The organism is Streptomyces sp. NPDC001668 (genome assembly GCF_042893155.1).
Classification (GTDB): Bacteria; Actinomycetota; Actinomycetes; order Streptomycetales; family Streptomycetaceae; genus Streptomyces.
Genome location: NZ_JBIAUQ010000005.1, coordinates 369,807 through 395,079 on the forward strand (window position 1 = coordinate 369,807; position 25,273 = coordinate 395,079).

The 25,273-nt window shown below is 73.0% G+C and carries 9 protein-coding genes; 2 read left to right on the top strand and 7 right to left on the bottom strand.

Going from position 1 to position 25,273, the window contains the following annotated elements:
• Positions 1–50 precede the first annotated feature (50 nt).
• The 7 genes from ACFYZ8_RS18275 to ACFYZ8_RS18305 all read right to left on the bottom strand — a co-directional run bounded on the left by ACFYZ8_RS18275 (position 51) and on the right by ACFYZ8_RS18305 (position 23,327).
• Positions 51–1,052 (bottom strand): TauD/TfdA family dioxygenase, encoded by a 1,002-nt coding sequence (locus tag ACFYZ8_RS18275; RefSeq protein WP_359036440.1) that lies wholly within the window; start codon positions 1,050–1,052, stop codon positions 51–53.
• A gap of 32 nt (positions 1,053–1,084) precedes the next feature.
• Positions 1,085–1,294, bottom strand: a complete 210-nt coding sequence (locus ACFYZ8_RS18280) for an MbtH family protein (protein WP_359036442.1) — start codon at positions 1,292–1,294, stop codon at positions 1,085–1,087.
• Positions 1,295–1,390: 96 nt separating this feature from the next.
• Entirely contained in the window at positions 1,391–17,746 is a 16,356-nt protein-coding gene (locus ACFYZ8_RS18285) for an amino acid adenylation domain-containing protein (RefSeq protein WP_388530007.1), read from the bottom strand.
• Positions 17,747–17,748: 2 nt separating this feature from the next.
• Positions 17,749–18,006 (bottom strand): acyl carrier protein, encoded by a 258-nt coding sequence (locus ACFYZ8_RS18290; protein ID WP_388530004.1) that lies wholly within the window; start codon positions 18,004–18,006, stop codon positions 17,749–17,751.
• A 118-nt stretch (positions 18,007–18,124) separates the two neighbouring features.
• Positions 18,125–19,855 (bottom strand): acyl-CoA dehydrogenase, encoded by a 1,731-nt coding sequence (locus ACFYZ8_RS18295; RefSeq protein ID WP_388530001.1) that lies wholly within the window; start codon positions 19,853–19,855, stop codon positions 18,125–18,127.
• Complete coding sequence (locus tag ACFYZ8_RS18300) at positions 19,852–21,516, bottom strand: acyl-CoA dehydrogenase family protein (protein ID WP_388529998.1); 1,665 nt, start codon at positions 21,514–21,516, stop codon at positions 19,852–19,854. Before ACFYZ8_RS18300 ends, ACFYZ8_RS18295 begins: the two co-directional genes overlap by 4 nt.
• The gene (locus tag ACFYZ8_RS18305) at positions 21,513–23,327 is read right to left on the bottom strand and encodes a fatty acyl-AMP ligase (RefSeq protein ID WP_389049846.1); all 1,815 of its coding nucleotides are present in this window, start codon (positions 23,325–23,327) and stop codon (positions 21,513–21,515) included. Before ACFYZ8_RS18305 ends, ACFYZ8_RS18300 begins: the two co-directional genes overlap by 4 nt.
• 40 nt (positions 23,328–23,367) lie before the next feature.
• On the opposite strand from ACFYZ8_RS18305, the gene ACFYZ8_RS18310 reads away from it, so the two are divergent.
• Positions 23,368–24,369, top strand: coding sequence for an ABC transporter ATP-binding protein (locus tag ACFYZ8_RS18310; RefSeq protein WP_388529992.1), 1,002 nt, complete (start codon positions 23,368–23,370; stop codon positions 24,367–24,369).
• The gene (locus ACFYZ8_RS18315; RefSeq protein ID WP_359036457.1) at positions 24,366–25,247 is read left to right on the top strand and encodes an ABC transporter permease; all 882 of its coding nucleotides are present in this window, start codon (positions 24,366–24,368) and stop codon (positions 25,245–25,247) included. The genes ACFYZ8_RS18310 and ACFYZ8_RS18315 overlap by 4 nt, the downstream gene beginning before the upstream one ends.
• The last annotated feature ends 26 nt before the right edge of the window (positions 25,248–25,273 follow it).

Genomic DNA, 25,273 nt, shown 5'->3' on the forward strand with positions numbered 1-25,273 from the left:
TCATGTCAACGGTTCTCCTGACGCGTCGCGGGCCGAGGTCACCTGAGGGGTCACTGGATCAGGACCGTTCCGTCACCGGGACGGTGGTCCCGCGAACGGCGCAGGTCGCTGAAGGCGAAGGTCCGCTGCAGCCAGCGGTCGTGGCCGTCGTAGCGCGGGGTGAACGCGGAACGGCCGTGCAGAGTGACCCGGTTGTCGACGACGGCCAGGTCGCCGGGGCGCAGCAGAACGCCGGTGTACGTGCGGTGCGCCACCTCGGCCAGTTCGGCGAGGGCGGCCCGGCCCTCGGGGGTCACGGCCTTGGTGGCCGCCTCGTCGAAGCACCAGTCGGGGTCATCCGGGTCTCCGGTGAGCACGGCGTGCGCGGTGCCTTCGCCGGCCGGGCCGAAGGAGGGGGGCGCCTCGGTGACGTACTCGGGTCTGCCGAGCGCCTGCCGGGTGCCGGGTGTCAGCAGCGGCAGGACGCGCCGCGCGCAGCTGGTGCGCAGTTCGGCGGTGCCTTCGTGGTCGGGGCGCAGGCACAGCAGCATGACGTAGTCGGGGCGGTGGACGTGGAAGGCGTTCTCGGTGTGGAAGGTGAGCTCGACCGAGCCGACGTTGCCCTGCACCGTCTCCTGACCGGGCACCGGCACGACGTCCTGGACGAGGGCGCCGGACTTCTCCGCCGCGAACGCGGCCGGGTCGCCGAGCCCGGCCGCGAACAGCAGCAGCATCGCCGCGGGCAGGGACGGGTCGTGCTGGACCGACCCCTTCACCATCGGGGTCGACGGCAGGTGCGCGGCGCCGATGGGCAGCATGCGCAGGACCAGGGCGCCGTCGGGGCCCGAATGCCTGCGGAACTGTCTCACGGTGCGCCGTATGTCGGCGGGAACGTCCTCCCACGCGTGCCGGGCGAGAGCCACCCAGGCCGGGTCGTCGACCCGGTCCCCCGCCTCGGCCAGCAGTTGCTCCGTCACCTCACCGAGCCGTGCCAGGGTGCGGGCGTCGTACCGCACCATGCCGCCGGTGCGCGCCAGGGCATTCGGTGCCTGCGTCAGGTCGACGCTGCTCACGTGCGCGTCCCCTTTCGCCCGCTGCGTCCGGCTCACTCGCCCATGGCCCGGACGAGGCTCTTGGGCCGCATGTCGGTCCATGCGCGTTCGACGTACTCCAGGCAGGCGGTGCGGCTGTCCGGGCCGAAGACGGTGGTCCAGCCGGCGGGCACGGCGGTGAAGTCGGGCCACAGCGAGTGCTGGCCCTCGTCGTTGGTCAGGATCCGGTAGGTGCCGTCGGGGTTCTCGAAGGGGTTGGTCATGACGGATCGGTGTTCCTTTCGAAGGCCGGGAGGCGCCGCGCCTCCCGGTGCGGGGGTGTCGGGACGGAACCCGGGATCGGTGTGCGCGGGCTCGTGTCACCGTTCGATGAAGTCCCAATAGCGGGAGATCGCGGCCTCGTCGATGTCGGGGACGGCCACCGCCAGGTCGCGCAGCCGCTGAAGCGTCGTCTCGTTCCCGAACTCCAGGGTGGGCTGCCCCAGGTCCGGCACCGTTGTCGCGTGCTCCTCGAGATATGCCTGGTAGGGCAGGATCGGCAGATCCTGGCCTCGTTCACTCGCGCGCCGCAGGCGGTGCAGCCACTCCGTGAGCGGAACCGCTTCGCAGGCCGTCCCGCGCATCCGGTCGTAGCCGCTCATGAAGGCACCGGCTCCGACCCTGCGCGGGTGGTGGAGGTGGTGCACGCGGGCGGTTCCCGCCCCGGTCCGGATCAGTGCCACGACGGCGCGGGCCAGGACGTCGACGGGCAGCAGCGCTTCCTCCAGATCCGGTCCGATGGGATGGCAGCCGAGCGCGGCGCAACTGGTGAGCAGGCGGGAGAACATGTCGTCCGCGCTGACGGCACCGGTGGAGGTGTGCGCCCAGATGCGGCCGAGGCGATGGATGCCGCCGGTGGCCCCCCGCTCGAAGGCACGCTCCACCAGCCGGTCCGCGACCCATTTGCTCGCCGCGTACCCCTGGCCGAACGGGTGTTTCTCACCGTCGATCGGTGAATCCTCCGTGACCAGCCGGGAGCCCTGGCCGAGCCGGAACACACCGAGGGTGGACAGGTGGTGAAACGCCTTCGGGCGTCCTTCGGCGGCCAGGCGCAGGAGGGTCCGGGTGCCCTCCACGTTGGCCGGCTTCATTCGGGTGTACGGAAAGAGGTGGTGGACGTGTGCGCCGCTGTGCACGATCGTGTCGCAGCTCTCGCGCAGCCTCGCCCAGTCGGCGGGTTCGAGGCCGAGGTCCACTGCCGTCAGGTCTCCCCGGACGACACTCAGTCGTGGATCGTCCGGTGTCAGGCCGAGACCGATGCCGTAGCGGCGCATGGTCTCGGTCAGCCGCCCGACGGCCTCGGCATCGGTCCGCGCGCGGACCAGGCAGTGGACCCGCGCCGCCGTCCCGTGCAGCAGCTCGGCCAGGAGGAAGGCTCCGATGAATCCTGTGGCGCCGGTCAGCAGGACCTCTTGGGGGTCACCGGTATGCGGCAGCTCGGGCGGGCCGGCAGGGAAGGGGGCGGAGGTGAAGCGCAGAGCGGGGCTCAGCTCGGCTTCCGAGTCCGGCACCCACGATGCGGCCTGCGGGCCGCCCTCCGTGAGGTGGCGCTCCACTCCCGCAGGGGTCGGTGCCTCGATCAGCGCCGGCAGGCCGAAGCGGACCGCCAGGGTCTCACTGATCCTGCCGGCCAGACGGACGGCGAGCAGGGAGTGACCGCCCAACGCGAAGAAGTCGTCGTCGGCGGAGACCTCCGGCACGCCCAGCACCTCGGCGAACAGCCCGCACAGCACGGCCTCCTGTTCCGTCCGCGGCGCCCGGCCGGTACCGGCTGCGGTGTCCGGCGGGGCCGGCAGCGCCCCGCGGTCGAGCTTGCCGTTGGCGTTCAACGGGATCGCGTCGACCTGGACGAACGCGGACGGGACGAGGTGGGAGGGCAGGACGGTGGCGAGCCGGGCCCTCAGCTCCTCGGCCGTCGGCGGTGTGTCGCCGACGACGTACGCCACCAGCCGCCGGTCACCCGGACGGTCCTCGCGGGCGATCACGGCGGCTCGGGCCACCCCGTCGAGCGCCGTCAGCGCGCTCTCGATCTCCCCGGGCTCGATCCGGTAGCCGCGGATCTTGACCTGGTCGTCGACGCGTCCGGCGTACTCCAGCAGCCCGGCACGGTTCCAGCGGGCCCGGTCGCCCACCCGGTACATGCGGGTGCCGGGCGGGCCGTACGGGTCGGCGACGAAGCGTTCGGCACTCTGGCCGGGCCGTCCGGCGTAACCGCGGGCGAGGCCGGTACCGGCGAGGTACAGCTCGCCCCACACACCGTCGGGGACGGGCTGGAGGTGGTCGTCGAGCACGTGGACGCTCGCGCCCGCGATGGGGCGGCCGATGGGCACCGGCCCCGGGGCGAGGGCGTCGTCAGGTTCGAGCCGGTGCACGACGCAGCCGACGGTCGCCTCCGTGGGGCCGTACTCGTTGATCACCACGGCCTCGGGGTGCCGCTCGCGCCAGGCCCGCAGGGCGGTGCCGTCGAGGGCCTCACCGCCGATGACCAGGTTCCGGACGTCACTGGCGCGGTCGGGCAGCGACGCCAGCAGCCGGAGGTGGCTCGGGGTGACCTTGAGCAGGTCGGGAGCGGGTGTGTCGTCGTCCAGTGCCCCGATCCGCACCCGGCCGCCCCTGATCAGCGGCGTGAACAGCGTGGTCACCGGCATGTCGAAGGCGAGGGAGGTGTGGAGGAGGGACTCGCCCGAGGCGGCCGGGTACATCTCGGCGGCCTCGCTGAGATAGGCGGCGAGCGAGCCGTGTTCGACGACCACGCCCTTCGGGTGGCCCGTCGATCCGGAGGTGTGGATCAGGTACGCGGCCTGGTGGTGGTGGACGTGGACGCCCAGGTCGCCGTCCGCGCCGGTGTCCGGGACGGCGGCCAGCGCGCCCTCGTCGAGGACGATCGCGGCGCCCGCGTCGGCGACCAGAGCATCGATCCGCGCCCGCGGGTGGGACGGGTCGAGCGGCAGGTAGGCTCCCCCGGTCTTCAGGACCGCGAGCAGCGCCACGATCACCTCGGGGCTGCGCGGCAGGACCACGGCGACGACGGTCTCCGGTCCGGCCCCGAGCGTGGCCAGGTGCCTGGCCAGCCGGTTGGCGCGGCGGTTCAGCTCGTCGTACGTCACCGCGCGGCCGTGTTCGCCGTCCGCGACGACGGCCACGGCGTGCGGGGTGCGCGCCGCCTGTGCCTCGAACATTTCCGGCAGCGACGTCTCGGGCAGCGGCCGGGCGGCGCCGCCCCGCCGGGCGAGTGTGCTCTCGCGCTCGGCCGGGGTGAGCAAGGGCAGTGCGTGCAGGGGGCGGGCCGGGTCGGCCGTCACCTCCTCCAGGAGACGCCGATAGCGGGCGGCGACGGCTTCGGCGGTGGCTCGGTCGAACAGGTCCGCGGCGTACTCGACCCATGCGGACCAGCCGCCTTCACCGTCCTCGGCGAACATCAGCGACAGGTCGAACTTGGCCCGGTCGCCCGGCACCTCGCCGACGGTCACCTCCAGTCCGGGCAGCGTGGGAGCGACGGCCTGCTGATTCATCGTCAGCATGACCTGGAACAGCGGGTGCCGGGAGCGTGAGCGGGCCGGGTTGAGGACCTCGACCAGCCGCTCGAAGGGCACGTCGGTGTGGTCGTACGCCGCCACGTCCGCCGCTCGCACCCGGTCCAGGAGTTCCTCGAACGTGGGGTCCCCGGAGGCGTCGACGCGCAGGACCAGGGTGTTGGCGAAGAGCCCGACGAGGTCTTCGAGCGCGGTGTCCGGGCGGCTTTCGACGGGCGTTCCGAGCACGATGTCGTCGCCGGCGCCGAGCCGGTTCAGCAGGGTGACGAGGGTGGCGTGCAGCACCATGAAGGCGCTGGCACCCCGGCCTTGGCCGAGCGCGTCGACACGGCGGCGCAGTGCGGCCGGCACGGTGAAGGGCACTGTGCCACCGCGCTGGGAGGCGACGGCCGGCCGGGGCCGGTCGGTGGGCAGTTCGATCTGGTCGGGGAGGCCGGCCAGCTCCCGCGTCCAGAAGTCGAGCCGGTCCGGGGGCAGTTCCCGTTCCCACAGCGCGTAGTCGGCGTACTGGACGGGCAGCGGAATCCAGTCGGGGGCGTGTCCGGCGAGCCGGGCGGAGTAGGCCGTGGACAGGTCGTCGGCGAGCGGCCGCATGGACGCTCCGTCGGCCGCGATGTGGTGCAGGAGCAGCAGCAGGGCGTGTTCGCTGTCTCCGTCGGTGAACAGCACGGCGCGGATGGGTGGTTGGCGGTCGAGGGAGAAGGCCCCCCGGGCGGCCTGCGCCACCGCTGCGGTGAAGTCGGCCGGGTCCGACGGCCGGATCGTCAAGCGCGGTGCGGTGTCGCCGATCACCTGGTGCGGTCCGTCCGGCCCGTCGGCGATCACCGTGCGCAGCACTTCGTGGCGCTGGACCAGATCGCCGAAGGCGGCCCGCAGCGCCTCCCGGTCGAGGACTCCGGTCATGCGCAGGACGACAGGGATGGTGTACGTCTGCGCCGGGCCGTCGAGCCGGTCGAGGAACCACATCCGCCGTTGTGCCGCCGACAGCGGCACCCGCTCGGGCCGCTCCGGTCCTTCGTGCCGGACGAGCGGCGGCCGCGGGGCCTTCGTCGGCCGGTGGGACAGCAGTGCGGTGAGTCCGGCGACGGTCGGGTTCTCGAAGACCTCCCGGATGGACAGCTCGGCGCCGAGGTCGCTCCGCACGCGGTTGACCAGCCGGGCGACGAGCAGGGAGTGGCCGCCGAGGCGGAAGAAGTCGTCGTCGGCGCCGACGTCGGGCACGCCGAGGACACCCGCGAAGAGGTCCGCCACGCGCCGCTCCCTGCCCTCGGCGGGCGGCCGGCCCGAGCTGTCGGTGGTCAGGTCCGGGGCGGGGAGCGCCTTGCGGGCGATCTTGCCGTTGGCGGTCAGCGGCAGGCTCTCCAGCACCACGAAGGCGGCGGGGACCATGTAGTCGGGCAGGGCCTGTGCGGCGGCGGTGCGCAGGGCCGCCGGGTCAGCCGGACGGCCCGTCTCCGGTACGACGTAGGCGACGAGGCGTTTGTCGCCGGGGGTGTCCTCGCGGACCGCCACGGCGGCCGCGTCGATGCCGGGCTGGGCCGTCAGGACGGCCTCCACCTCGCCGAGTTCGATGCGGAAGCCGCGGATCTTGACCTGGTCGTCGACCCGGCCGGCGAATTCCAGCAGCCCTGCGGCCGTCCAGCGGGCCAGGTCACCGGTGCGGTACATCCGGGATCCGGGCGGGCCGTACGGGTCGGCGACGAAGCGTCCGGCCGTCAGACCGGGACGGCCGTGGTAGCCGCGGCTGACGAGGTCGCCCGCGACATACAACTCGCCCGCGGTGCCGACGGGCGCCGGGCGCAGCAGCGGGTCCAGCACATACATCCGGGTGTTCCAGGCGGGCGTGCCGATGGTGATGACGCCGGGCGGCACGGGGGCACCCGGTGCGATGCGGAACAGGCTGCACCCGATGGTGGTCTCGGTGGGACCGTATTCGTTGAGGACGGTCACCGCGGGGTGGCGGGCGCGCCAGGCGTCCAGTACGTCGCCGAGCAACGACTCACCGCCGAGCACGAGTTGCTCCCGGGGCGAGTACTCCTCGGGCACCGCACCGAGCAGGTGCAGATGACTGGGCGTGGCTTTGACGACGTCGGGCCGGGTCACCCGGGCGTCCGGGGCGGGACCGCTGGAGGTCCATCCGACCAGTTCCACGGTGCCACCGCAGATCAGCGGGCCGAACATGCCGGTGGCCGTCAGGTCGAAGGAGACGGGCGAGTGCACCAGGGCGCGTCGGCGCAGGCTCTCGTACTCGGCCGTCGCCCACGCCAGGTAGGCGACGAGCGAGCGGTGCTCGACGACGACCGCTTTGGGCCGGCCGGTGGAGCCCGAGGTGAAGATGACGAACGCGGCGTGCTCGGGCCGGCGGACCACGTCGGTGAGCGGGACGGACTGCTGTTCCGTGATCGTCGGACCGTCCACCAGAACGACCGCGGCGTCGGTCAACGGGCCTATGACAGCCGCCAGTTCAGCGGTGGTGACGACCGCGACCGGCGCGATGTCGGCCAGCATGAAGGCGAGTCGCCCGGCCGGGTGCGCCGGGTCCAGCGGCAGATACCCGGCGCCCGTCTTCCACACGGCCAGCAGGGTCACCGGAATGTCCTCGCAGACCGGCATCAGTACGGCGACGTACCGCTCGGGGCCGACGCCGAGGGTGATCAGGTGCCGGGCCAGCCGGTCGGCTCGGGCGTCGAGTTCGGCGTACGTCACCTCGCTCGGGCCGAAGACGACGGCGGGGGCGTCCGGCGTACGGGCCGCCTGGGCTTCGATCAGGTCGGTGAGGGTCCCTGACGGCGTCTCGTGGGCGGTGGCGTTCCACTCGGTGAGCAGCAGGTGCCGCTCGTCCCGGTCCACGATGTCGAACTCCCCGATGGGGCGGCCGGGTTCGCAGACCACGTCGGTGAGCAGCCGGGTGAAGCGGTCCGCGATCCGCGCGGCCGTGTCGCGGTCGAACAGGTCGGTGGCGAACTCCAGGAGCCCGCTCACCCCGCCCCCGGGCCGCTCGGTGAGGAAGAACGACAGGTCGAACTTGGCGGCCGGCGAGGCCACCGGGTGCACACGCGCCGACACTCCGGGCAGGTCGACGGCGAGGTCCAGGGCCGACTGCTGGTCGGCGTCGGTGAAGTTCAGGCCGGTCTGGAACAGGGGGTGCCGGGCGGTGGAGCGCACCGGGTTGACCGCTTCCACGAGCCGTTCGAACGGCACGTCCTGGTGGGCGTAGGCGGCCAGGTCGGCGGCCCGCACCCGGCGCAGCACCTCGGTGAAGTCGGGGCCGCCGGTGAGGTCGGTGCGCAGCACGAGGTTGTTGGCGAAGTAGCCGACCAGAGGGGCCAGGTCGTCGTCGGCGCGGTTCGCGACGGGAGAGCCGATGACGATGTCGTCGCCCGCGCCGAGCCGGTGCAGCAGGGTGGCCAGGACCGCGTGCACCACCATGAAGACGGTCGTGTGCTGCTCGCGGGCGAGCTGGACCAGGGCCTCGTGGACCTCGGATCCGATGGTGAAGGGCACCGTGTCACCGCGGTGGGTGGGGACGGCGGGGCGGGGCCGGTCGAAGGGCAGCTCCATCTGCTCGGGCAGCCCGGCGAGCACGGCGCGCCAGTGGTCGAGTTGCCGGGACAGGACACTGTCCGGGTCGCCGGACTCCCCCAGGGCCCGCCGCTGCCATGCCGCGAAGTCGGCGTACTGGAGGGGTAGTTGTGCCCAGTCGGGTTCCTCGCCCTGAGTACGGGCGGTGTAGGCGGTGGCGAGGTCGCGGGCGAGCGGGGCCATGGAGGCGCCGTCGCCGGCGATGTGGTGCAGGACGAGGAGCAGTACGTGTTCGCTGTCGCCGAGGTCGAACAGGGTGGCCCGCAGCGGTGGTTGGACCGTGAGGTCGAACGGGGTGCGCACGGCCTCGGCCAGGGGCAGGGGGAGCTCCGCCTCATCGACAGCCACCACGTTCAACGGCGGCACCGACGGCAGCACGACCTGGTGAGGTCCGTGCCGGTCCTCGGCGAAGACCGTGCGCAGCGCCTCGTGCCGCGCGGCCAGGTCGTCGAGGGCGGCGGCGAGCGCGGGCACGTCGAGGTCGCCGGTCAGGCGCAGCGCGACCGGCAGGTTGTACGTCGGGGACGGCCCCTCGAAGCGGTGCAGGAACCACAGCCGTTCCTGGGCGTACGACAGCGGCAGGCGCCCTCCGCGTGGCAGTGCCGTGATCCCGGCGCGGCGCGGACCGCGCCCGGTGAGCCGGACCGCGAGCCTGGCCACCGTGGTCGCCTCGAACAGCACCGACAGTTCGATGTCGACGTCGAGCACGGCGCGGATACGGCTCGCCAGCCGGGTGACCAGCAGGGAGTGTCCGCCGAGCGAGAAGAAGTCGTCGTCGACGGACACCTCGGGCACGCCGAGGACCTCGGCGAACAGGCCGCACAGGATCTCCTCCTGCGGGGTGCGCGGTCCGCGCCCGGTGGTGTGCGTGAGGTCGGGGGCGGGGAGGGCCTTGCGGTTGAGCTTGCCGTTCGGGGTGAGCGGCAGCTCCGCCAGGGTGACGATCTGGGCCGGGACCATGTACTCGGGCAGCCGGGCGATGAGCCGGTCGCGGATGCCCTCGGTGTCCGGCGCGGTGTTCGGGTCGGCGGGGACGACGTAGCCGACGAGCCACTGGCCGTGGACGGCGGCGGCTGCCTGCGCGACGGCCGGGTGGTCCGCCAACGCGTCCTCGATCTCGCCGAGTTCGACCCGGAAGCCCCGCAGCTTGACCTGGTTGTCGGCGCGGCCCAGGTACTCCAGTTCACCGTCCGGCGTCCAGCGCGCCACATCACCGGTGCGATACATACGGGACCCGGGCGGCCCGTAGGGGCTGGCGACGAACCGCTCCGCGGTCAGGGCGGGCCGGTCGAGGTAGCCGCGCGCGAGCTGGACGCCCTCGCAGTACAGCTCTCCGGGGACGCCCGGTGCGACGGGGGCCAGGCGGGCGTCCAGTACGTACATGCGGGTGTTCGGGACGGGGCCGCCGATCAGTACGGTCTCGGTGTCCGGCCCGGCCGGCCAGGTGGTGACGTCGACGGCGGCCTCGGTCGGACCGTAGGCGTTGAGGAGTACGGCGTCCTCGTTGGCCGAGTGCTCGTGGAAGCGGCGGACCAGTTCGGCGGGCAGTGCCTCGTCGCCGGAGACGACCAGGCGCACGGATCCCGGCAGCCGGCTCTCCGCCAGGTAGGCGCCGAGCATGGAGGAGCTGAGGTGGACGACCGTGACGCCGTGCTCGCGCATCAGCCGCTCCAGGTAGAGCGGGTCGCGGTGGCCGTCGGGGCGGGCGACGACGAGGGTGCCGCCGTGGGTGAGGGTCCAGAAGACCTCCCACACCGACACGTCGAAGCTCACCGGGGTGGACTGCAACACCCGGTCCGCCGACGTCAGCCGGTGGTCGCGCTGCATCCACCACAGACGGTTGCCCATGCCCGCGTACGTGTTGACGGTGCCCTTGGGGCGGCCGGTGGAGCCGGAGGTGTAGATGACGTATGCGGCGTTGTCGCCGTGGGCGATCACCTTCGGGTCGTGCTCCAGCTCCCCGCTGTCGGGGGTGATCCGCTCGAACCCGTCCACGTCCCGGTCGGAGATGAGCAGCCGCGCTCCGGAGTCCTCGAGGACGTACGCGATCCGCTCGGCCGGATAGCCGGTGTCGATGGGCACGTACGCGCCACCCGCCTTGACCACCGCCCACAGGGCGACGATCAGGTCCACGGAGCGCGGCAGCATCACCGCGACCCGCGACTCGGGACCGACGCCCCGCTCGCGCAGGGCGTGCGCGAGGCGGTTCACGCGGAGGTTCAGCTCGCGGTAGGTGACGCGCTCGCCCTCGAAGTGGACGGCCTCCGCGTCCGGGTCCTGTGCCTCGAACCGCTCCACGAGCGAACGCGGGTCGTCCCAGGCGAGGCCGGTGTCGTTCCAGCCGTGCAGGACCAGGGCACGGTCGTCGGCGCCGAGCACGTCCACCTCGGACAGCCGATGCCCGGGGTCGGCGGTGACATGCTCCAGGACGCGCACGAACCGGGCGGCGAAACTCTCCGCGGTGCGCCGGTCGTACAGGTCGGTGGCGTACTCCAGGCGGCACAGCAGGCCGCCGTCCTCGTGGACGTGGCAGTCGAAGTGCACGTCGAACTTGGCGGTGCCGCTGGTCACCGGGGCCGGGTCGGCGGTGATGCCGGGCAGGTCGAAGCGGGCCTCGGTGAGGTCCAGCCAGGCCAGCATGACCTGGAAGAAGGCGTGCCGGGAGCGGGAGCGCTCCGGGTTCAGTTCCTCCACCAGGCGTTCGAACGGGACGCCCTGGTGGGCGTAGGCGGCCAGTCCCGTCTCCCGTACGCGGACCAGCAGTTCCTCGAAGCTGGGGTCGCCGGAGGTGTCCATGCGGTAGACGAGGGTGTTGATGAAGACGCCGACCACGTCGTCGAGGACCGAGTCGGGCCGGTCGGCGATGACGCCGCCGAGCGGGATGTCCTCGCCCGCGCCGAGCCGGGTCAGCAGGAGCGACACGGCGGCCTGGAGGATCATGAACGGGGTGGTGCGGGTCCGGCCGGCCAGGTTCAGCATCCGCCGGTAGAGCTCCGGGCCGACGGGGAACTCCACGTGGTCGCCGCGGTGGGTGGCCACCGCCGGGCGCGGCCGGTCGCCGGGGAAGGTGACCTCGGGCGGGAGGCCGTCGAGCCGCTGCTTCCAGTGCTCGATCTGGCGAGGCAGGTCCGCGGCGAGCGTCGCGCGCTGCCAGGTGGCGAAGTCCGGGTACTGGACGGCCAGTTCGGAGAAGGGCGCCTCTTCCCCGTGGACGCGGGCGCGGTAGGCGGCCGTGATGTCCTCGGCCATCGGACGCAGCGAGGCGCCGTCCGCGGCGATGTGGTGCACGACCAGCAGGAGGATGTGGGTGCCGGGCCCGGTCTCGTACAGCGTCGTCCGCAGGGGCACGTCCCGGGTCAGGTCGAAGGGGCGGGCGGCGTCGGCGGCGAGATCGGGAGTCGCGTCGCGGACGAACTCCGTGGTGTACGGCGTACCGGGCGGCAGGACGACCTGGTGGGGGCCGTCGGCGTCCTCCGGGTAGACGGTGCGCAGCGCCTCGTGGCGGGCGACGAGGTCGGCCAGCGCGCCGGCGAGGGCGTCGGTGTCGAGGGCTCCGGTCAGCCGGATCTGGAGGGGGATGTTGTAGGTCCCGGAACCGCCGTGCAGCCGCTGGAGGAACCACATGCGTTCCTGGGCGAACGACAGCGGGATGCGGTCGGGTCGTACGTCCGCCGTGATGCGCTTGGCCTGCGGGGCGAGCCGGGTCAGGCGTTCGGCGACGCCCGCGACGGTCGGGGCGGCGAACACATCCCGCAGGGACAGGTCGACGCCGAACTCGTCGCGCACCCGGTGGACCAGACGGATCATCAGGATCGAGGTGCCGCCGAGCGCGAAGAACTCGTCGTCCACACCGACCCGTTCGACGCCGAGGACGTCGGCCACGACGGCGCACAGCGTCCGCTCCTCCGCCGAGCGGGGCTCACCGCCCCCGGTGGTGCGGGCTGTCTTCGAGGCAGCGCCGGCCTCACGGACACCGGTGACGAGCAGACGGTCCTCCTCGGTCACCGCCGCCGGCTCACGGGCGGGGACGTCGAGGCCGGCCGCCGCCCGACCGATCAGGTCCGCGAGGAGGTCGGCGAGCCGGGTGACGGCCGTCGCGTCGAAGGCGCCGGTCTGGTACGAGAACCTCAGCCGCAGCCGCTCCTCCGGGAAGACGGACAGGCTGACCGGGTAGTGGGTGCGCTCGACGAGGTCGGCGTGGGCCAGTCGCAGCCCGCCGGCCGCGATGCCGTCGCTCGTCGGGTAGTTCTCGAAGGCGACGACGGTGTCGAAGAGGGCGTCGAAGCCGGTCGCGCGGGTCATCTCCGCGAGGGAGGCGTGCTGGTGGGAGTGGAGGAACCGCTGCTCGTCCTGGAGCCGGACCATCAGGGCGGCCAGTGTCTCGTCGCGTTCGACGCGGACCCGGACCGGGAGGGTGTTGACGAACAGTCCGACCATCGTCTCCGCTCCGGGCAGTTCGGGCGGGCGCCCGGCGACGGTCGCGCCGAACACCACGTCGTCGCGGCCGGTGAAGGCGCTCAGCAGCAGCCCCCACAGGCCCTGCACGACGGTGTTGAGGGTCAGCCGGTGCGCACGGGCGGTGGCCGTGAGCGCGCTGGTCAGCGTCTCCGGCAGGACCAGTTCGTGGACGCCGTGCCCGCCGGAGGTGCGGTCGGGCGGCGCGAGCAGGGTGGGTGCGGCGAGGCCGGCGAGCTGTCGGCGCCACACCTCGGCGGCGGCCTCATGGTCCTGTCGGCCGAGCCATGCCAGGTAGTCGCGGTACGGGGCGGCCGGGGGCGGTTCGGTGCCGCCGTACAGCGTGAACAGGTCGCGTACCAGGAGCGGCAGGGACCAGCCGTCCAGCAGAAGGTGGTGGTGGGTCAGCACCAGGCGGTCGCCGAGCACGGTGAACCGCACAAGGGGCGGCCTGACCACGCTGAAGCCGCGGGCCCGGTCACGGGCGAGGAACTCGGTCAGGTCGTCGTCGCGCACCTCCCAGCCGAGCTTGACGTCGGTCGGGATCACCTGCACGGGGGCGCCCGCGGAGCGGCTGCGGAAGGCGGCGCGCAGGTTGGGGTGGCGGTGCAGCAGGGCGGTGGCGGCGGTCCGCATCCGCTCCGGGTCGAAGCCGCCGTCGATCTCCAGGACGAGCTGGCCGACGTACGGGTCGTCGGGCTCGTACAGCGCGAGGAAGAGCAGTCCTTCCTGGAGCGGGGAGAGCGGCAGGACGTCGGTGGCGCCGCGGAACCGGTCCAGTTCCTCCTGGGTGATCCGTACGAGGGGCACGTCGGAGACGGTGAGCCCGCCGCGCGTGTGCCCGGACAGCTCGGTCAGGGCTCCGGTCCACGCCTCCGCGACGGCGCGCACGTCTCCTTCGGTGAGGACGCCCGCGGGGTAGGTCCACTCGGCGGTGAGCTCGCCGTCCCGGACATAGGCGTCGATCTGGAGGGCGTGGGTGAGGGCGAGGCGGTCGTCGGCGAGCAGTTCGACGGCCGTCTCCGTGTCGGCGAGGTGCCAGCCGCCGAGGTCCTGTGCGTCCAGCCGGCCCAGGTAGTTGAAGGAGATCTGGGGCGTGGGCAGTCCGGTGAGGTGGTCGCGCAGCAGGTCGTGGCCGCGGCCGCCGTGCGGGACGGCGCGCAGCTCCTCCTTGGTGCGCTTGATCAGGGCGGCGTCGGCCGCCGTTCCGGTGCCGAGGCGTACCGGGTGGATACGGGTGAACCAGCCGACGGTGGTGGACAGGTCCGTCCCGTCGGGCAGGTGGTCGCGGCCGTGGCCCTCCAGATCGACCAGGACGGGTCCCTCGCCGCGGTGGCGTTGTACGGCTGCCGAGAGAGCGGCGAGCAGGATGTCGTCCGGCGTCGTCCGGTAGGCGGCGGGCAGGGTGGTCAGCACCGTGGCGGTGAGGTCGGCCGGGAGGGTGACGGTGATCGAGCGGGCGGTGCCGTGGACATCCTGGGCGGGGTCGGGGCGACGGGCGCCCAGGACGGGCTCAGGGGTGGCCAACAGGTCTTTCCACAGCGGGAGTTCGTCGTCGGGGGCGGTGGGGAGGTGACGGGCCCAGTGGCGCAGGGAGGTCCCGGGCGGGGAGAGCTCGCCCTCCTCGAGCGCCGCGGCGAGGTCGTTCAGCAGAATGCGCCAGGAGACTCCGTCGACGACCAAGTGGTGCAGCACCAGCAGCAGCTGCCCGGACTCGAACCACACGGCCCGCACCATCACCCCGGATTCGGGCGACAGCGCACGCCGGGCGGCCTCCTTCTGCCCGGCCATGTCCTCGTCCTGGGCGCGGGTCAGGCAGTCCTCGGCCCGCACGGCGCCCTCGGGCAGGATGCGGCGGCCTCGCATCCGCAGGGCGTCATGGCGGTCGAGCAGCTTCTGGAGGGCGCGGACCAGCCCGTCGTAGGACAGTCCGGGCCGGGCGGCGAGGAGGAGCGACTGGGCGAACCCCTCGGTGGGGCCGCCGCGTTCGGCGAGGCGCCGGGCCATCGGTGTCAGGGGGAGGTCGCCGACCGGGTCGTCCTGGACGTCATCGACGGGCGAGGTCGCCGGTGCCGTCGCGGCGACCGTGGCGAGCCGGGCGACGGTCGGGTGGTCGAAGACGTCCTGCGGGGTGAGACGCAGGCCCTGGCGGCGGGCTCGGCCGACCAGTTGGATGGCGTGGATGCTGTCCGCGCCCAGGGCGAACAGGTTGTCGTCCACGCCCAGTTCGGGCCGGCCGAGCAGGTCCGCGGCGAGGGCGTGCAAAGTGCTCTCGGTGTCGGTCGACGGCGCGCGTCCGCCGACCGGCAGGGCCGGGTCGGGCAGGGCGCGGCGGTCGACCTTGCCGTTGGGGGTCACCGGGATCGACGGCAGGGCGAGCACGCTCACGGGCACCATGTGCGCGGGGAGTCGGTCCGCGAGGTGGGCGCGTGGGTCGGTCCGCGGACTGCCGGTCACGTAGCCGACGAGCCGGCGGGCGCCCGCGGCGGAGTCGTGGACGAGGACCACGGCCTGCTCCACGCCGGGCACCGACGCCAACACGGCCTCGACCTCGGCGGGTTCGACGCGCTGTCCGTTGATCTTGACCTGGTCGTCGGCGCGGCCCACGAACTCCAGGTCTCCCGCGGCCCTGCGGCGCACCAGGTCGCCCGTGCGGTACATACGGGTGCCGGCCGGGCCGTACGGGTCGGCCACGAAGCGCTCGGCGGTCGCGCCGGGCCGGTCGAAGTAGCCGCGGGCGAGCTGGACGCCCGCGAGGTACAGCTCGCCGGTGACACCGTCGGGGACCGGCTGGAGGGCCGGATCGAGGACGTAGGCACGGGAGTTGTGGGTGGGCGTGCCGATGGTGACGGGCTCGCCGGGCGCGCAGGCGTGGGAGGTGGCGGTCACCGAGAACTCGGTGGGCCCGTAGGAGTTGTGCAGTCGAGCGCCGCACTCGCGGTGGAAGCGGTCGGCGAGCCCGGCGGACAGGGCCTCGCCGCCGCAGCTGACCATGCGCAGTGACGGAGTGGGCAGGTACTCGTCGAGGAACGGGCCGAGCATCGCCGGGACGAAGTGGATGACGGTGACCTGTTCGTCACGCACCAGACGGGCCAGGTAGGCGGGGTCCCGGTGGCCGTCGGGGCGGGCGACGACGAGGGTCGCGCCGCGGGTGAGGGTCCAGAAGACCTCCCACACCGACACGTCGAACCCGACCGGCGTCTTGTGCACGACCCGGTCGCCAGGGGTGAGCCGGTACTCGTCCTGCATCCAGGCGAGCATGTTGGCGATGCCCGCGTGGGTGACGACCGTGCCCTTGGGCCGGCCGGTGGTGCCCGAGGTGTGGATGACGTAGGCGGCGCTGTCCCCCCGCGGGACGACGCCGGGGTGCGTGTCGGGCTCATCCACACCGTCGCCCTCGCCCACACCATTGGCCTCGCCCTCGCCGAGGACCCGCACGTTGTCCTCGTCGAGCACGAACGACACGCGCGCGTCGGCGAGGACGTAGGCGATCCGCTCGGCCGGGTAGCCGGTCTCGACGGGCACGTACGCGGCGCCGGTCTTGAGGACCGCCCACAGGGCGACGACCAGGTCGAGCGAGCGGGGCAGCCGTACCCCGACCCGTGACTCGGGTCCCACGCCCCGCCCGCGCAGGGCGTGCGCGAGCCGGTTCACACGCGCGTGGAGTTCGCCGTACGTCAGCCGCTCGCCCTCGAAGACGACGGCCTCGGCCGTCGGGTCCTGGGCCTCGAACAGCTCCACCAGCGAGCGCCGGTCCGTGGCGTGGCCGGTGTCGTTGCTGGTGTGGAAGCGCTCCCGTTCCGTGTCGTCGAGCAGGTCGAGGGCGCCGATGGGCCGGTCGGGGCGGGCGGTGGCGATGGTGAGGAGGCGGGCGTAGCGGTCGCGGTGGGCGGCGGCCGTGGCGGGGGTGAAGCGGCCCGGGTGGGCGTTGACGGTGAGTTCGATGCCGTCGCCGGCCTCGGGGTCGCCGTACGCGTGCAGGGCGAGGTCGCGTACCGGGCCGGAGGCCAGCTGGTGTGCCTCGGCCTGGACCGGGCCGAAGGGCAGACGGGCGGCGGCGAAGGTGAGGACGTTCAGGGACGGGCCGTTCAGGGCGCCCGGGTGGGCCGTCGCGCCGAGGTCGCGGCGGAGTTCGTCGTGGGGGTGGCGCTGGTGGCGGGTGGCCTCGGTCAGGCGGGCGGCCACACGGTCGAGGAGCTCGGTGAAGGTCGTCGAGCCGTCGACGGGGATCCGCAGCGGGACGTCGTTGACGAGCATGGCGGGTGTCGCCAGGGCGTGCGGGCTGAGCCGGGCGGCCATGAAGACACGGAGCAGAACGTCGTGGGCGCCGGTGACGCGGTGGGTGTGCGCGGCCATGGCGGCGATCACCGGCAGGGACCAGCGGGAGCCGCCGAGACCACGCACGCGCAGCGAGGTGTCTTCCGGCAGGCGCAGACGCGCGCCGGGCAGGCTGGGGGCGAGTCCCGTGGCTCCGGTGCCGAGTTCGGTGGAGGGCGGCAGGTCGGCGAACTCCCGCTGCCAGTAGGCGCCGTCGCGCTCATGACGGGCCGAACTCAGATAGGTGTGCTCCTCGGCCAGGACCTCGCTCAGGGTGCCGAAGCCGCTCGCGGGCGGTTGCTCGCCCGCGGCCAGGGCCGTGTAGATCTCCAGCAGGCGTCGGCAGTGCAGGACTTGTCCGTAGCCGTCGAGGAGGATGTGGTGGTAGCGGAAGTGGAACCAGTGCCGGTCGGGGCCGATGCGCAGCAGGGTGTGCCGGAACAGGCGGTCGTCGCCGGTGAGCAGGACGGGGCGCGCCTGTTCGGCGTCGGTCCAGGCCCGGGCGGCAGCGGCCGGATCGGTCTCGCCGCTCAGGTCGTGGTACGTCAACTCCCCCGTGACGTGCGGGTCGAGGGTCTGCCGGAGGGTGTCCTCGTCGTCGTGGAAGCGGACCCGCAGGGCCTCGGTCTCGGCCACGGCCTGCTCGACGGCCCGGGCCAGCAGAGCGCGGTCGACCGGGCCGGGGACGTCGTAGTAGATGCCGCAGGTGTACAGGGGGCTGTCGGGGGTGAGGCGCTGGGCGACCCATACCCCTTGCTGGGCCGCCGTGAGCGGGAGCGCGGTGTCCATGGTCAGGCCCGCTTCTCGCCGAGCAGCCCGGACAGGGCCGCGCTCAGCGCGTCGACCGTGGGGTGGTCCCAGGTCAGCGCGTCGTCGACGGTCACCTCGAACTCGTCCTCGATGTCGGCGGTGATGGCCAGCGCCGTCAGGGAGTCCAGCCCGTAGTCGGCCAGCGGCACCGACGTGTCGATGTCCTCCGGCGAACGCCGCAGGTAGGCCGCCACCCGGTCGGTCAGCCAGGTGTGCACGTCGTGGTTGCCAGCGGTCATGAGGGGTCTCTTTCTGACGGAGGAGAAGAGGCGGCGGGAAGGGACGGCCGGAGCCCACGCCGGAGGGGCCGCGGACGTGCGGCGGTACGGAGTCGGGCCTTGCGGTGGCGTACGGCGTTCAGAGCGCCCGGGGCGGGCAGGCGGCGAGCGGGCGTCCGGTCAGGCCGAAGGAGCGGCCCGTGTCCCGGCGGGCCATGAGTTCGGTGAAGAGGGTGTCCTCGACCGGGGCGGGCAGCGGGCCCGGCCGGTGCGGGCCGGCGGTCGAGCGGTGCAGGGCCGCGCGGGCCCAGGCGGGGTCGGCCAGGAAGTCCCCCGGGCCGGCGTGCCGCCACGCCTGCACGCACACCGTCCGGGACAGGAGGCGTACGTAGCGGGTGACGAGGTCGTAGTGCGCGGGGCCGGCGTCGACTCCGAGGTCGGCCGGTGACAACTGCTCGCACGCCGCGGCGAGTTCGGTCAGCTCGGTGTGGTCGGCGGCGAGGGCGGCCCGCAGGTCGGCGTGGTGCGGGGCCCAGGGTGCGTCGAGCAGGGCGGGCAGGGATCCGGCGACCGGGTCGCGGCCGGCCGCGTGCAGGGCCAGCCGGTCGTAGCGCAGGGGTGGCAGCGCCCGGTCGAGCGCGAACAGGTCGCCGGGCGCCTCGGTGCCGGGGCGGTGCCAGGTGCGGCGGGCCAGCAGCGGGAGTTGGGACAGCAGGCTCATCTGGCAGGCGGCGCGGGCGATGTGCCCGAAGCCGACGGGGGCGAGGTCCCGCAGCAGTTTCTGGAACAGTGCGGTGGGCCCCTCGCGCAGGTAGAAGTGGGCCCCGAGGAGTTCGGCGAGCCGGTCCATGGCCTCCAGCAGCAGCCGGGACACCTCGAACTTGACCACGGAGGCGTACACGCTCGCCGCGCCGGGCACCAGGTGCAGCGCCCGGGCGCCGACCGCGCTCAGCGCCTCGGCGCGCAGCAGGTCCGCGAAGACGCCGGTCAGCACCGAGCGGACGTGTGGAAGGGCGGTCGCGGGTCCGCCGTAGAGGTGACGTCCCAGCAGGTGGTCGACGGTGATGCGCAGTCCGGTGTCGAGGATCCCGGTGGCCATCGCGGGCAGGACGGTGCGGGTGATCTGGAGGGCCTTGAGCGCGGTCTCCAGGCCGGAGCCGGTGGGGCCGAGCACCGCGGTGGCGGGCACCGGCAGTTCGTCGAAGGCCAGGCCGCCGAGCTTGACGCCCCGCATGCCCACCGTGGCGAAGCGCGGCAGGTCGGTCAGGTGCGCCGGGTCGGCGCTCGCGCGGTCGACGAGGACCAGGGAGTGGCTGCGCGGGCCGGGCCGGGCATCGGTGCGGGCCAGGACGACCAGGGCGTCGGCTCGCGCGATGTTGGTGACCACCGTCTTACGGCCGCTCAGCCGCAGCCCGCCGTCCGGTGCGGGGTGCGCGGCGAACTCGGTGCCTGCCATGTCGTTGCCGTGGTCGAGTTCGTGGAAGGCGATGGCGATGCGCCGCCCGTCCAGCAGCATCCGGGCGGCCTGTTCGCTCTGCTGTGCGTCGCCCGCGGTCCACAGGGTGACCGCGGCGATGAGGGAGCTGGCGCCGTAGCCGAGGCCGAGTGCGGGATCGCGCCGGTAGAGGGAGCGCATGACCTCGGCGAGGTGGTCGGCCCGCTCCAGCCGGCCGCCCAGGTCGGGCGGTACGAACTCGGCGTTGAGCCCGTAGGAGTGCAGAAGGTGCTCTCCGGCGGCGAGCATCTCGGCGCGTTCGTCGGCGGCGAGGACGGCGCTCGCGCCGGTGGGGTTGTCCGGGTCGGTGAGGGCGCCGAGGAGCTGCTCCAGTTCGTCGGCGCGCTTGGGGGCCAGGCCCGTGGCGGTGGTCATGCGGTACCTCCCCACAGGGTGAACTGCGTGTCGGGCGTGTCGAGTACGACGGTGGCGAGGGCGTCGAAGACGTCGTTGTCGCCGGCGTCTTCTCCGAGCAGGGCGGTGAGACAGGCCCGCAGCCACAGGCCGTCGGTTCCGAGTCGGCTGGTGCGCAGGGAGGGGTTCTCCCGCCACAGCAGCAGGACGGCTGCCGCGGCGTAGGCGCGTTCGTAGCGCTCGGCCAGGGCGAAGGCGGTGCTGGGCAGGCCGCCCGTGACCGGCACGAAGTCCGCCGACTCCTTTTCCAGCAGCGCGAGTTCGGCGAGCAGCCGGTCGGCGAGCGGCCCTGCTCCTGGTGGCCCTTCCTCCCGTATGCGCCGCGCCAGGTCCGGCAGGGCCTGCACGGCGCTGCACCCCTTGGCGGACAGCAGGGACAGGCGGTCCCGGTCGAACGGCGGCAGGGGTGCGGTGAGGTCCGCGGCGGCCCGCAGGCCCTCGGTGTCCGTGGTGCGGCGGTTCAACTGGCGGGCCAGGCGCGGCAGCTGGTTCAGGAGGGCCGCGCGGTTGACGACCGTGCTGCCGTCGAAGATGGCGCAGACGCGGTGGTCGCGCTCCAGTTTGGCGAAGCCCACGCCGGGCGGCGAGGTGAGGAAGCCGCGTACGCCCAGCAGTTCGCCGAGCGAGCCGAGGGTGTCCTGGGTGCGCGTCGGGACGTACGCCTTGGTGATCGCCGAGATCACGCCGAGTTCCGCGGGCAGCGTGTGCACCGAGCGGGCGGAGAGCGCGCTCACCGCCTCGGCGGTCAGCGCCGCGGCGGCTGCCCGGCCGAGGACGCGCCGCACGTGCGGGACGTCGGCGAGGCGGCGGCCGTACAGCCGGCGTCCGGTGGCGAAGTCCCGGGCCAGCCGCAGGGCGTGGTCCACGGCGCCCAGGGAGAGCGCCGTGCAGGCGATGCGGGTGAGCTGGAGCGTCTTGAGGACCACGGCGATCCCGTCGCCCCGCGCGCCGACGAGGGCGTCGGCGGGGACCGGGGCCCCGGACAGGATGAAGCCGGCGATGTCGGCGCCGCGAATGCCGTGCGTACGGACCTTCGGCAGGTCGCGCCAGCTGCCGTCGGGCAGTTGGGCCTTGTCCACGAGGAAGAGGCTGAAGCCGCGTCCGCCGCCCGCGGGGTCGGTGCGGGCGAGGACGCAGGCCAGGGTGGCGCGGGTGGCGTTGTTGATGAGCCACTTCTCGCCGGTGAGCCGCCAGCCTCCGGCGCCGCCCCCGGGCTCCGAGTCCGTCTCGGCGACCGCCGTCATCTCGCCCGCGAGCAGGTCGGCTCCGTGGTCGCGCTCGGTCAGGCCCCAGCAGACCGCCTCGCCCGCTCGCACGCGTGCGGCGATCCGCGCGGACTGCTCCGCGGTGCCGGCCACCCACACGGGTGCCGTCCCGAGGAACGTCTTGCCGTGTGCGACGGCCACGGTCAGATCGCGGCGGGCGACGGAGCGCAGCAGCCGCACAGTCTCGCTGAAGTCGCCGTCCGGGGGCAGGACGTAGTGGGCGGGCAGTCCCGCTGCGTCGAGGGCGCGGACGGCGTCGCCGGGGAACTCCTCGCGGGCGTCGAGTGCGGCGAGCGCCTCGCGTGAGAAGACGTCGTTCCGGGCGAGCAGCGCCTCCAGGTCGGTCATGGTGGTCATCGGGCGCTCACCCGCCGGTGTCCGGCCAGGGCGGCGGTGAGCAGGGGGTCCTCGCCGAGGTGCAGGGTGTCCAGTTCACCGGCGAGGTAGAGGGCGCGCATCGTCGAACGCTGCACTTTGCCGCTGGTGGTGCGCCGGACGCCGCCGGGCCGGACCAGGACGACGGCGGCGACGGGCACGCCGAACTCCCGGGCCACGGTCTGCTTCATCTCCACGGCGATCCGGCCGAGCCGCTCGGCGCCCCAGTGCGCGCGTATCTCGTGCACGGCGACGATCGCCGGGGCGATGTCCACCGCGTCGTCGTCACCGACCATGAAGGCCGCTCCGTGCAGGCCCTCCAGCTCCTCGTGCTGGGAGCGCAGTTCGTACTCGATGTCCGAGGGGTGCAGGTTGCGTCCGTGCAGGACGAGGACGTCCTTGCGGCGGCCGGTGATGTACAGGTCGCCGTCGAGGACCGCGCCGAGGTCGCCGGTGCGCAGGTAGGGTCCGCGTCCGTCACGTGTGCGCGCCCGGTAGGTGGCGTCCGTGGCGTCCTCGTTCTGCCAGTAGCCGGCGGTGACGCAGGGGCCGTCGAGCCAGATCTCCCCGATGCGGCCCTCGGGCAGGGGCTCCCGGGTGCCGGGATCGACGATCAGCACATCGGCGCCGGCCGGCGCCCCGCAGCCGGTCAGTACGCGGGAGGCTTCGCCTTCCTCCGCCGGCTTCAGCACCTGCTTCTCGAGTGCCGTGATGCCGACCGGGGTGCGCAGGGCAGGCCGTCCGGTGGTGCCGGAGACCATCAGGGTCGCCTCTGCCAGGCCGTACACGGGGATGAGCGCGTCGGGGCGCAGTCCGGCGGCGGCGAACCTCTCGCTGAAGGCGGCGACGACCTCGGCGCGGACCGGCTCGGAGCCGTCGGCGGCCTTGAGCCGGGACAGGTCGAGCGTGGCGAGCTGCTCGTCGGTGACCCGGCGTACGCACAGTTCGTAGGCGAAGTCGGGCGCGGCGGTGAAGCCCACGTCGCAGGCGTCCAGCATCCGCAGCCAGTGGTAGGGGCGGCGCAGGAAGGACATGGGGTCCATCTGTACATAGCCGCTGCCGCACAGCAGGCCGGGCAGCATCAGGCCGATCAGCCCCATGTCGTGGTACAGCGGAATCCAGCCGCCGTAGACGGTGCCGCTGTCGTTCCCGAACAGGCGGGCCATCCGCTCCACGTTGGCGACCAGGTTGGCGTGGGTGACCATGACGCCTTTGGGCTCGCCGGTCGAGCCCGACGTGTACTGGATCAGGGCCGGCGTCCCGGGCGACACCTCGGGGGCGGTCCAGCTGTCCGGGTCGCCGTCCGCGGAGTCGGTCGGGTGGCAGACGGCGCCGGCGACGCCTTCTTCCGCCGCCCACTTCTCGACGTCCGGGAGGTCACTGCGCTGTGTCAGGACGGCGCTCACTCCCGCGTCGCGGGCGATCGCGGCGAGCCTGCGGCGCTCGTGCCGGTAGCGGCCCGGCAGCGGGGCCGGCACGGCGCTGACACCGGCGTAGACGCAGGCGGTGAACGCGGTGGTGAACTCGATGCCCGGGGAGTAGAGGAGCAGCACCCGGTCCCCGGGGGAGAGGCGCTCCTGCAGTACGGAGGCTATGCGCCGGGAGTGCTCGTCGAGATGTGCGCGATCGCGCACCGTACGGCTGAAGTCGCTGAAGTCCGAAACAAATGTCACGGCAGGCTGCTGCGGTTTTCGCGCCGCCTGTTCCCTCAGCGTCGTGAGTAATTCTCGCACAATGGAAACCGTACGCAGTCGCGATTCCGGAACCACTCCTGAAATGTTCAAGTAATCCACAAGCAACACAATCGAACACAAAAGAAACCTTGAACGACCCATGGGCGATTTGGATCATGGACGGGCGTACAACGGATCCGTGCATACCCCCACCGAGTCGGCCGTGGCCGTACATGGATTACACAAGAAGTTCAAAGGCAGGCATGCCTTACGCGGCGTTGACCTGCGGGTTCACTCCGGCGAGGTCTTGGGCCTGCTCGGCCCCAACGGGGCCGGCAAAACAACCCTGGTAAGGATTCTCACGACTCTTCTCAAGCCTGATTCCGGCCACGCGTTCGTGAATGGCTGGAACGTGACAGTCGCGCCGGAAAAGGTTCGCGCCACGATCGGAATGGCCGGTCAGTACTCGACGGTCGACGACAGGCTGACCGGATTCGAGAACCTCTACCTCATCGCAAAACTACGGGGTGCGGGACGACATTCCGCCCGCCACTGTGCCGATGATCTGCTGGCCAGATTTCGCCTCTCGGAGGCAGCGGGACGCACCGCGGGCACCTATTCGGGTGGTATGCGCCGACGGCTGGATCTGGCCGCCGCCCTGGTCGGCTCCCCGCCTCTGGTCGTCCTGGACGAACCCACCACGGGACTCGACCCCGAGAGCCGGCTCGACACCTGGGACGCGGTCGGTGAACTCGTCGCGGGTGGCACCACGATCCTGCTGACGACCCAGTATCTGGAGGAGGCGGACCGCCTCGCCGACCGGATCGCGGTGATGGACCGGGGCCAGGTGGTGGCGGAGGGCACCAGCGACGAACTGAAGGCAGCGGCCGGGAACCGGCTCGTGGTGTGCGTCGCCCAGGACGACCACCTCGACGCGGCGGCACGGGCCGCTGCCAGGGCGACCGGCGCGGCCCCGACGGTGCAGCGCCGTGCCCGCCGGGTGGTGGCGGCCGCCACCGACGGCCCGGCGGCTCTGGGCCGGGCCCTCACCGCGCTGGCGGACGAGGGTGTCGAGGTCCTGGAGATCGGACTCAGCCGCAGCACCCTGGACGACGTGTTCCTCGCCCTGACCAGCCGCGCTCAGCAGCAGGCGGCACGGTGAGCGCGTCCACGGGCCTCGGCCGGGCCGACTCGCTCACCACCCGCCATTCTCCGCCGGCGGTCGCGCCCCGCGCCCGGCGCAATCCCGTACTGCGGGTCATCGCCGAGAGCGCTGACCTCGCCCTGCGCAACCTGCTGCACCTGCGACGCACGCCGGGGCTTCTCCTCTCGTGCCTGGTGGAGCCGGTCGTCTACGCCCTGCTCATCGGGTACGTCTTCGGCAACAGCCTGGGCGGCACGGCCTACCGCTCCTACCTGGTCGCCGGGCTCATCGCCCAGACCGTGGCCTTCACCACCACCTTCACCACGGTCGGGCTCTCCCAGGACCTCGACCGGGGCATGGTCGACCGCTTCCGCGCCCTGCCGATCTCCCGGGTGGCCCTGCTGCTCGGCCGCACCACCGCCGACCTCGCCACCTGCCTGGCGGCCGTGGCCGTCACGACCGCGTGCGGGCTCCTGATGGGCTGGCGCCCGCGCACCGGACCGGTCGACGTGGCCGCCGGCATCCTGCTGGTGCTGCTGTTCTCCTTCGCGATGTCATGGATCGGCGTGTTCGTCGCCCTCGTCACACCCAACGCCCAGGTGGCCGGAAGCCTCGGCGTCATCTGGCTGTTCCCCGCCACGTTCATCTCCTCCGGCTTCGTCTCCGGCGCGACCCTGCCGGGGCCGCTGCCCACCCTGGCAGCCTGGAATCCGATCACCTCACTGGCGAACGCCCTGCGCGGGCTCTTCGGCAACACTCCCCCGCCCGGCTTCCCGATCCAGCACGCATGGCCCGCACATCACCCCGCGCTGTACACCGTGGGCTGCTCCGCCCTGGTCATCGCCGCCTTCATCTCCCTGTCGACGTGGCGCTACCGCACCCGCACCAGCCGCTGAGCACGGCCGTCCCCTCCGCCCGTCCC

Bases quoted from the DNA above. Each gene is read 5' to 3' on its own strand.
- ACFYZ8_RS18280 (WP_359036442.1), bottom strand. From the start codon at position 1,294: ATGACCAACCCCTTCGAGAACCCCGACGGCACCTACCGGATCCTGACC.
- ACFYZ8_RS18285 (WP_388530007.1), bottom strand. From the start codon at position 17,746: ATGGACACCGCGCTCCCGCTCACGGCGGCCCAGCAAGGGGTATGGGTC.
- ACFYZ8_RS18290 (WP_388530004.1), bottom strand. From the start codon at position 18,006: ATGACCGCTGGCAACCACGACGTGCACACCTGGCTGACCGACCGGGTG.
- ACFYZ8_RS18295 (WP_388530001.1), bottom strand. From the start codon at position 19,855: ATGACCACCGCCACGGGCCTGGCCCCCAAGCGCGCCGACGAACTGGAG.
- ACFYZ8_RS18300 (WP_388529998.1), bottom strand. From the start codon at position 21,516: ATGACCACCATGACCGACCTGGAGGCGCTGCTCGCCCGGAACGACGTC.
- ACFYZ8_RS18310 (WP_388529992.1), top strand. From the start codon at position 23,368: ATGGGCGATTTGGATCATGGACGGGCGTACAACGGATCCGTGCATACC.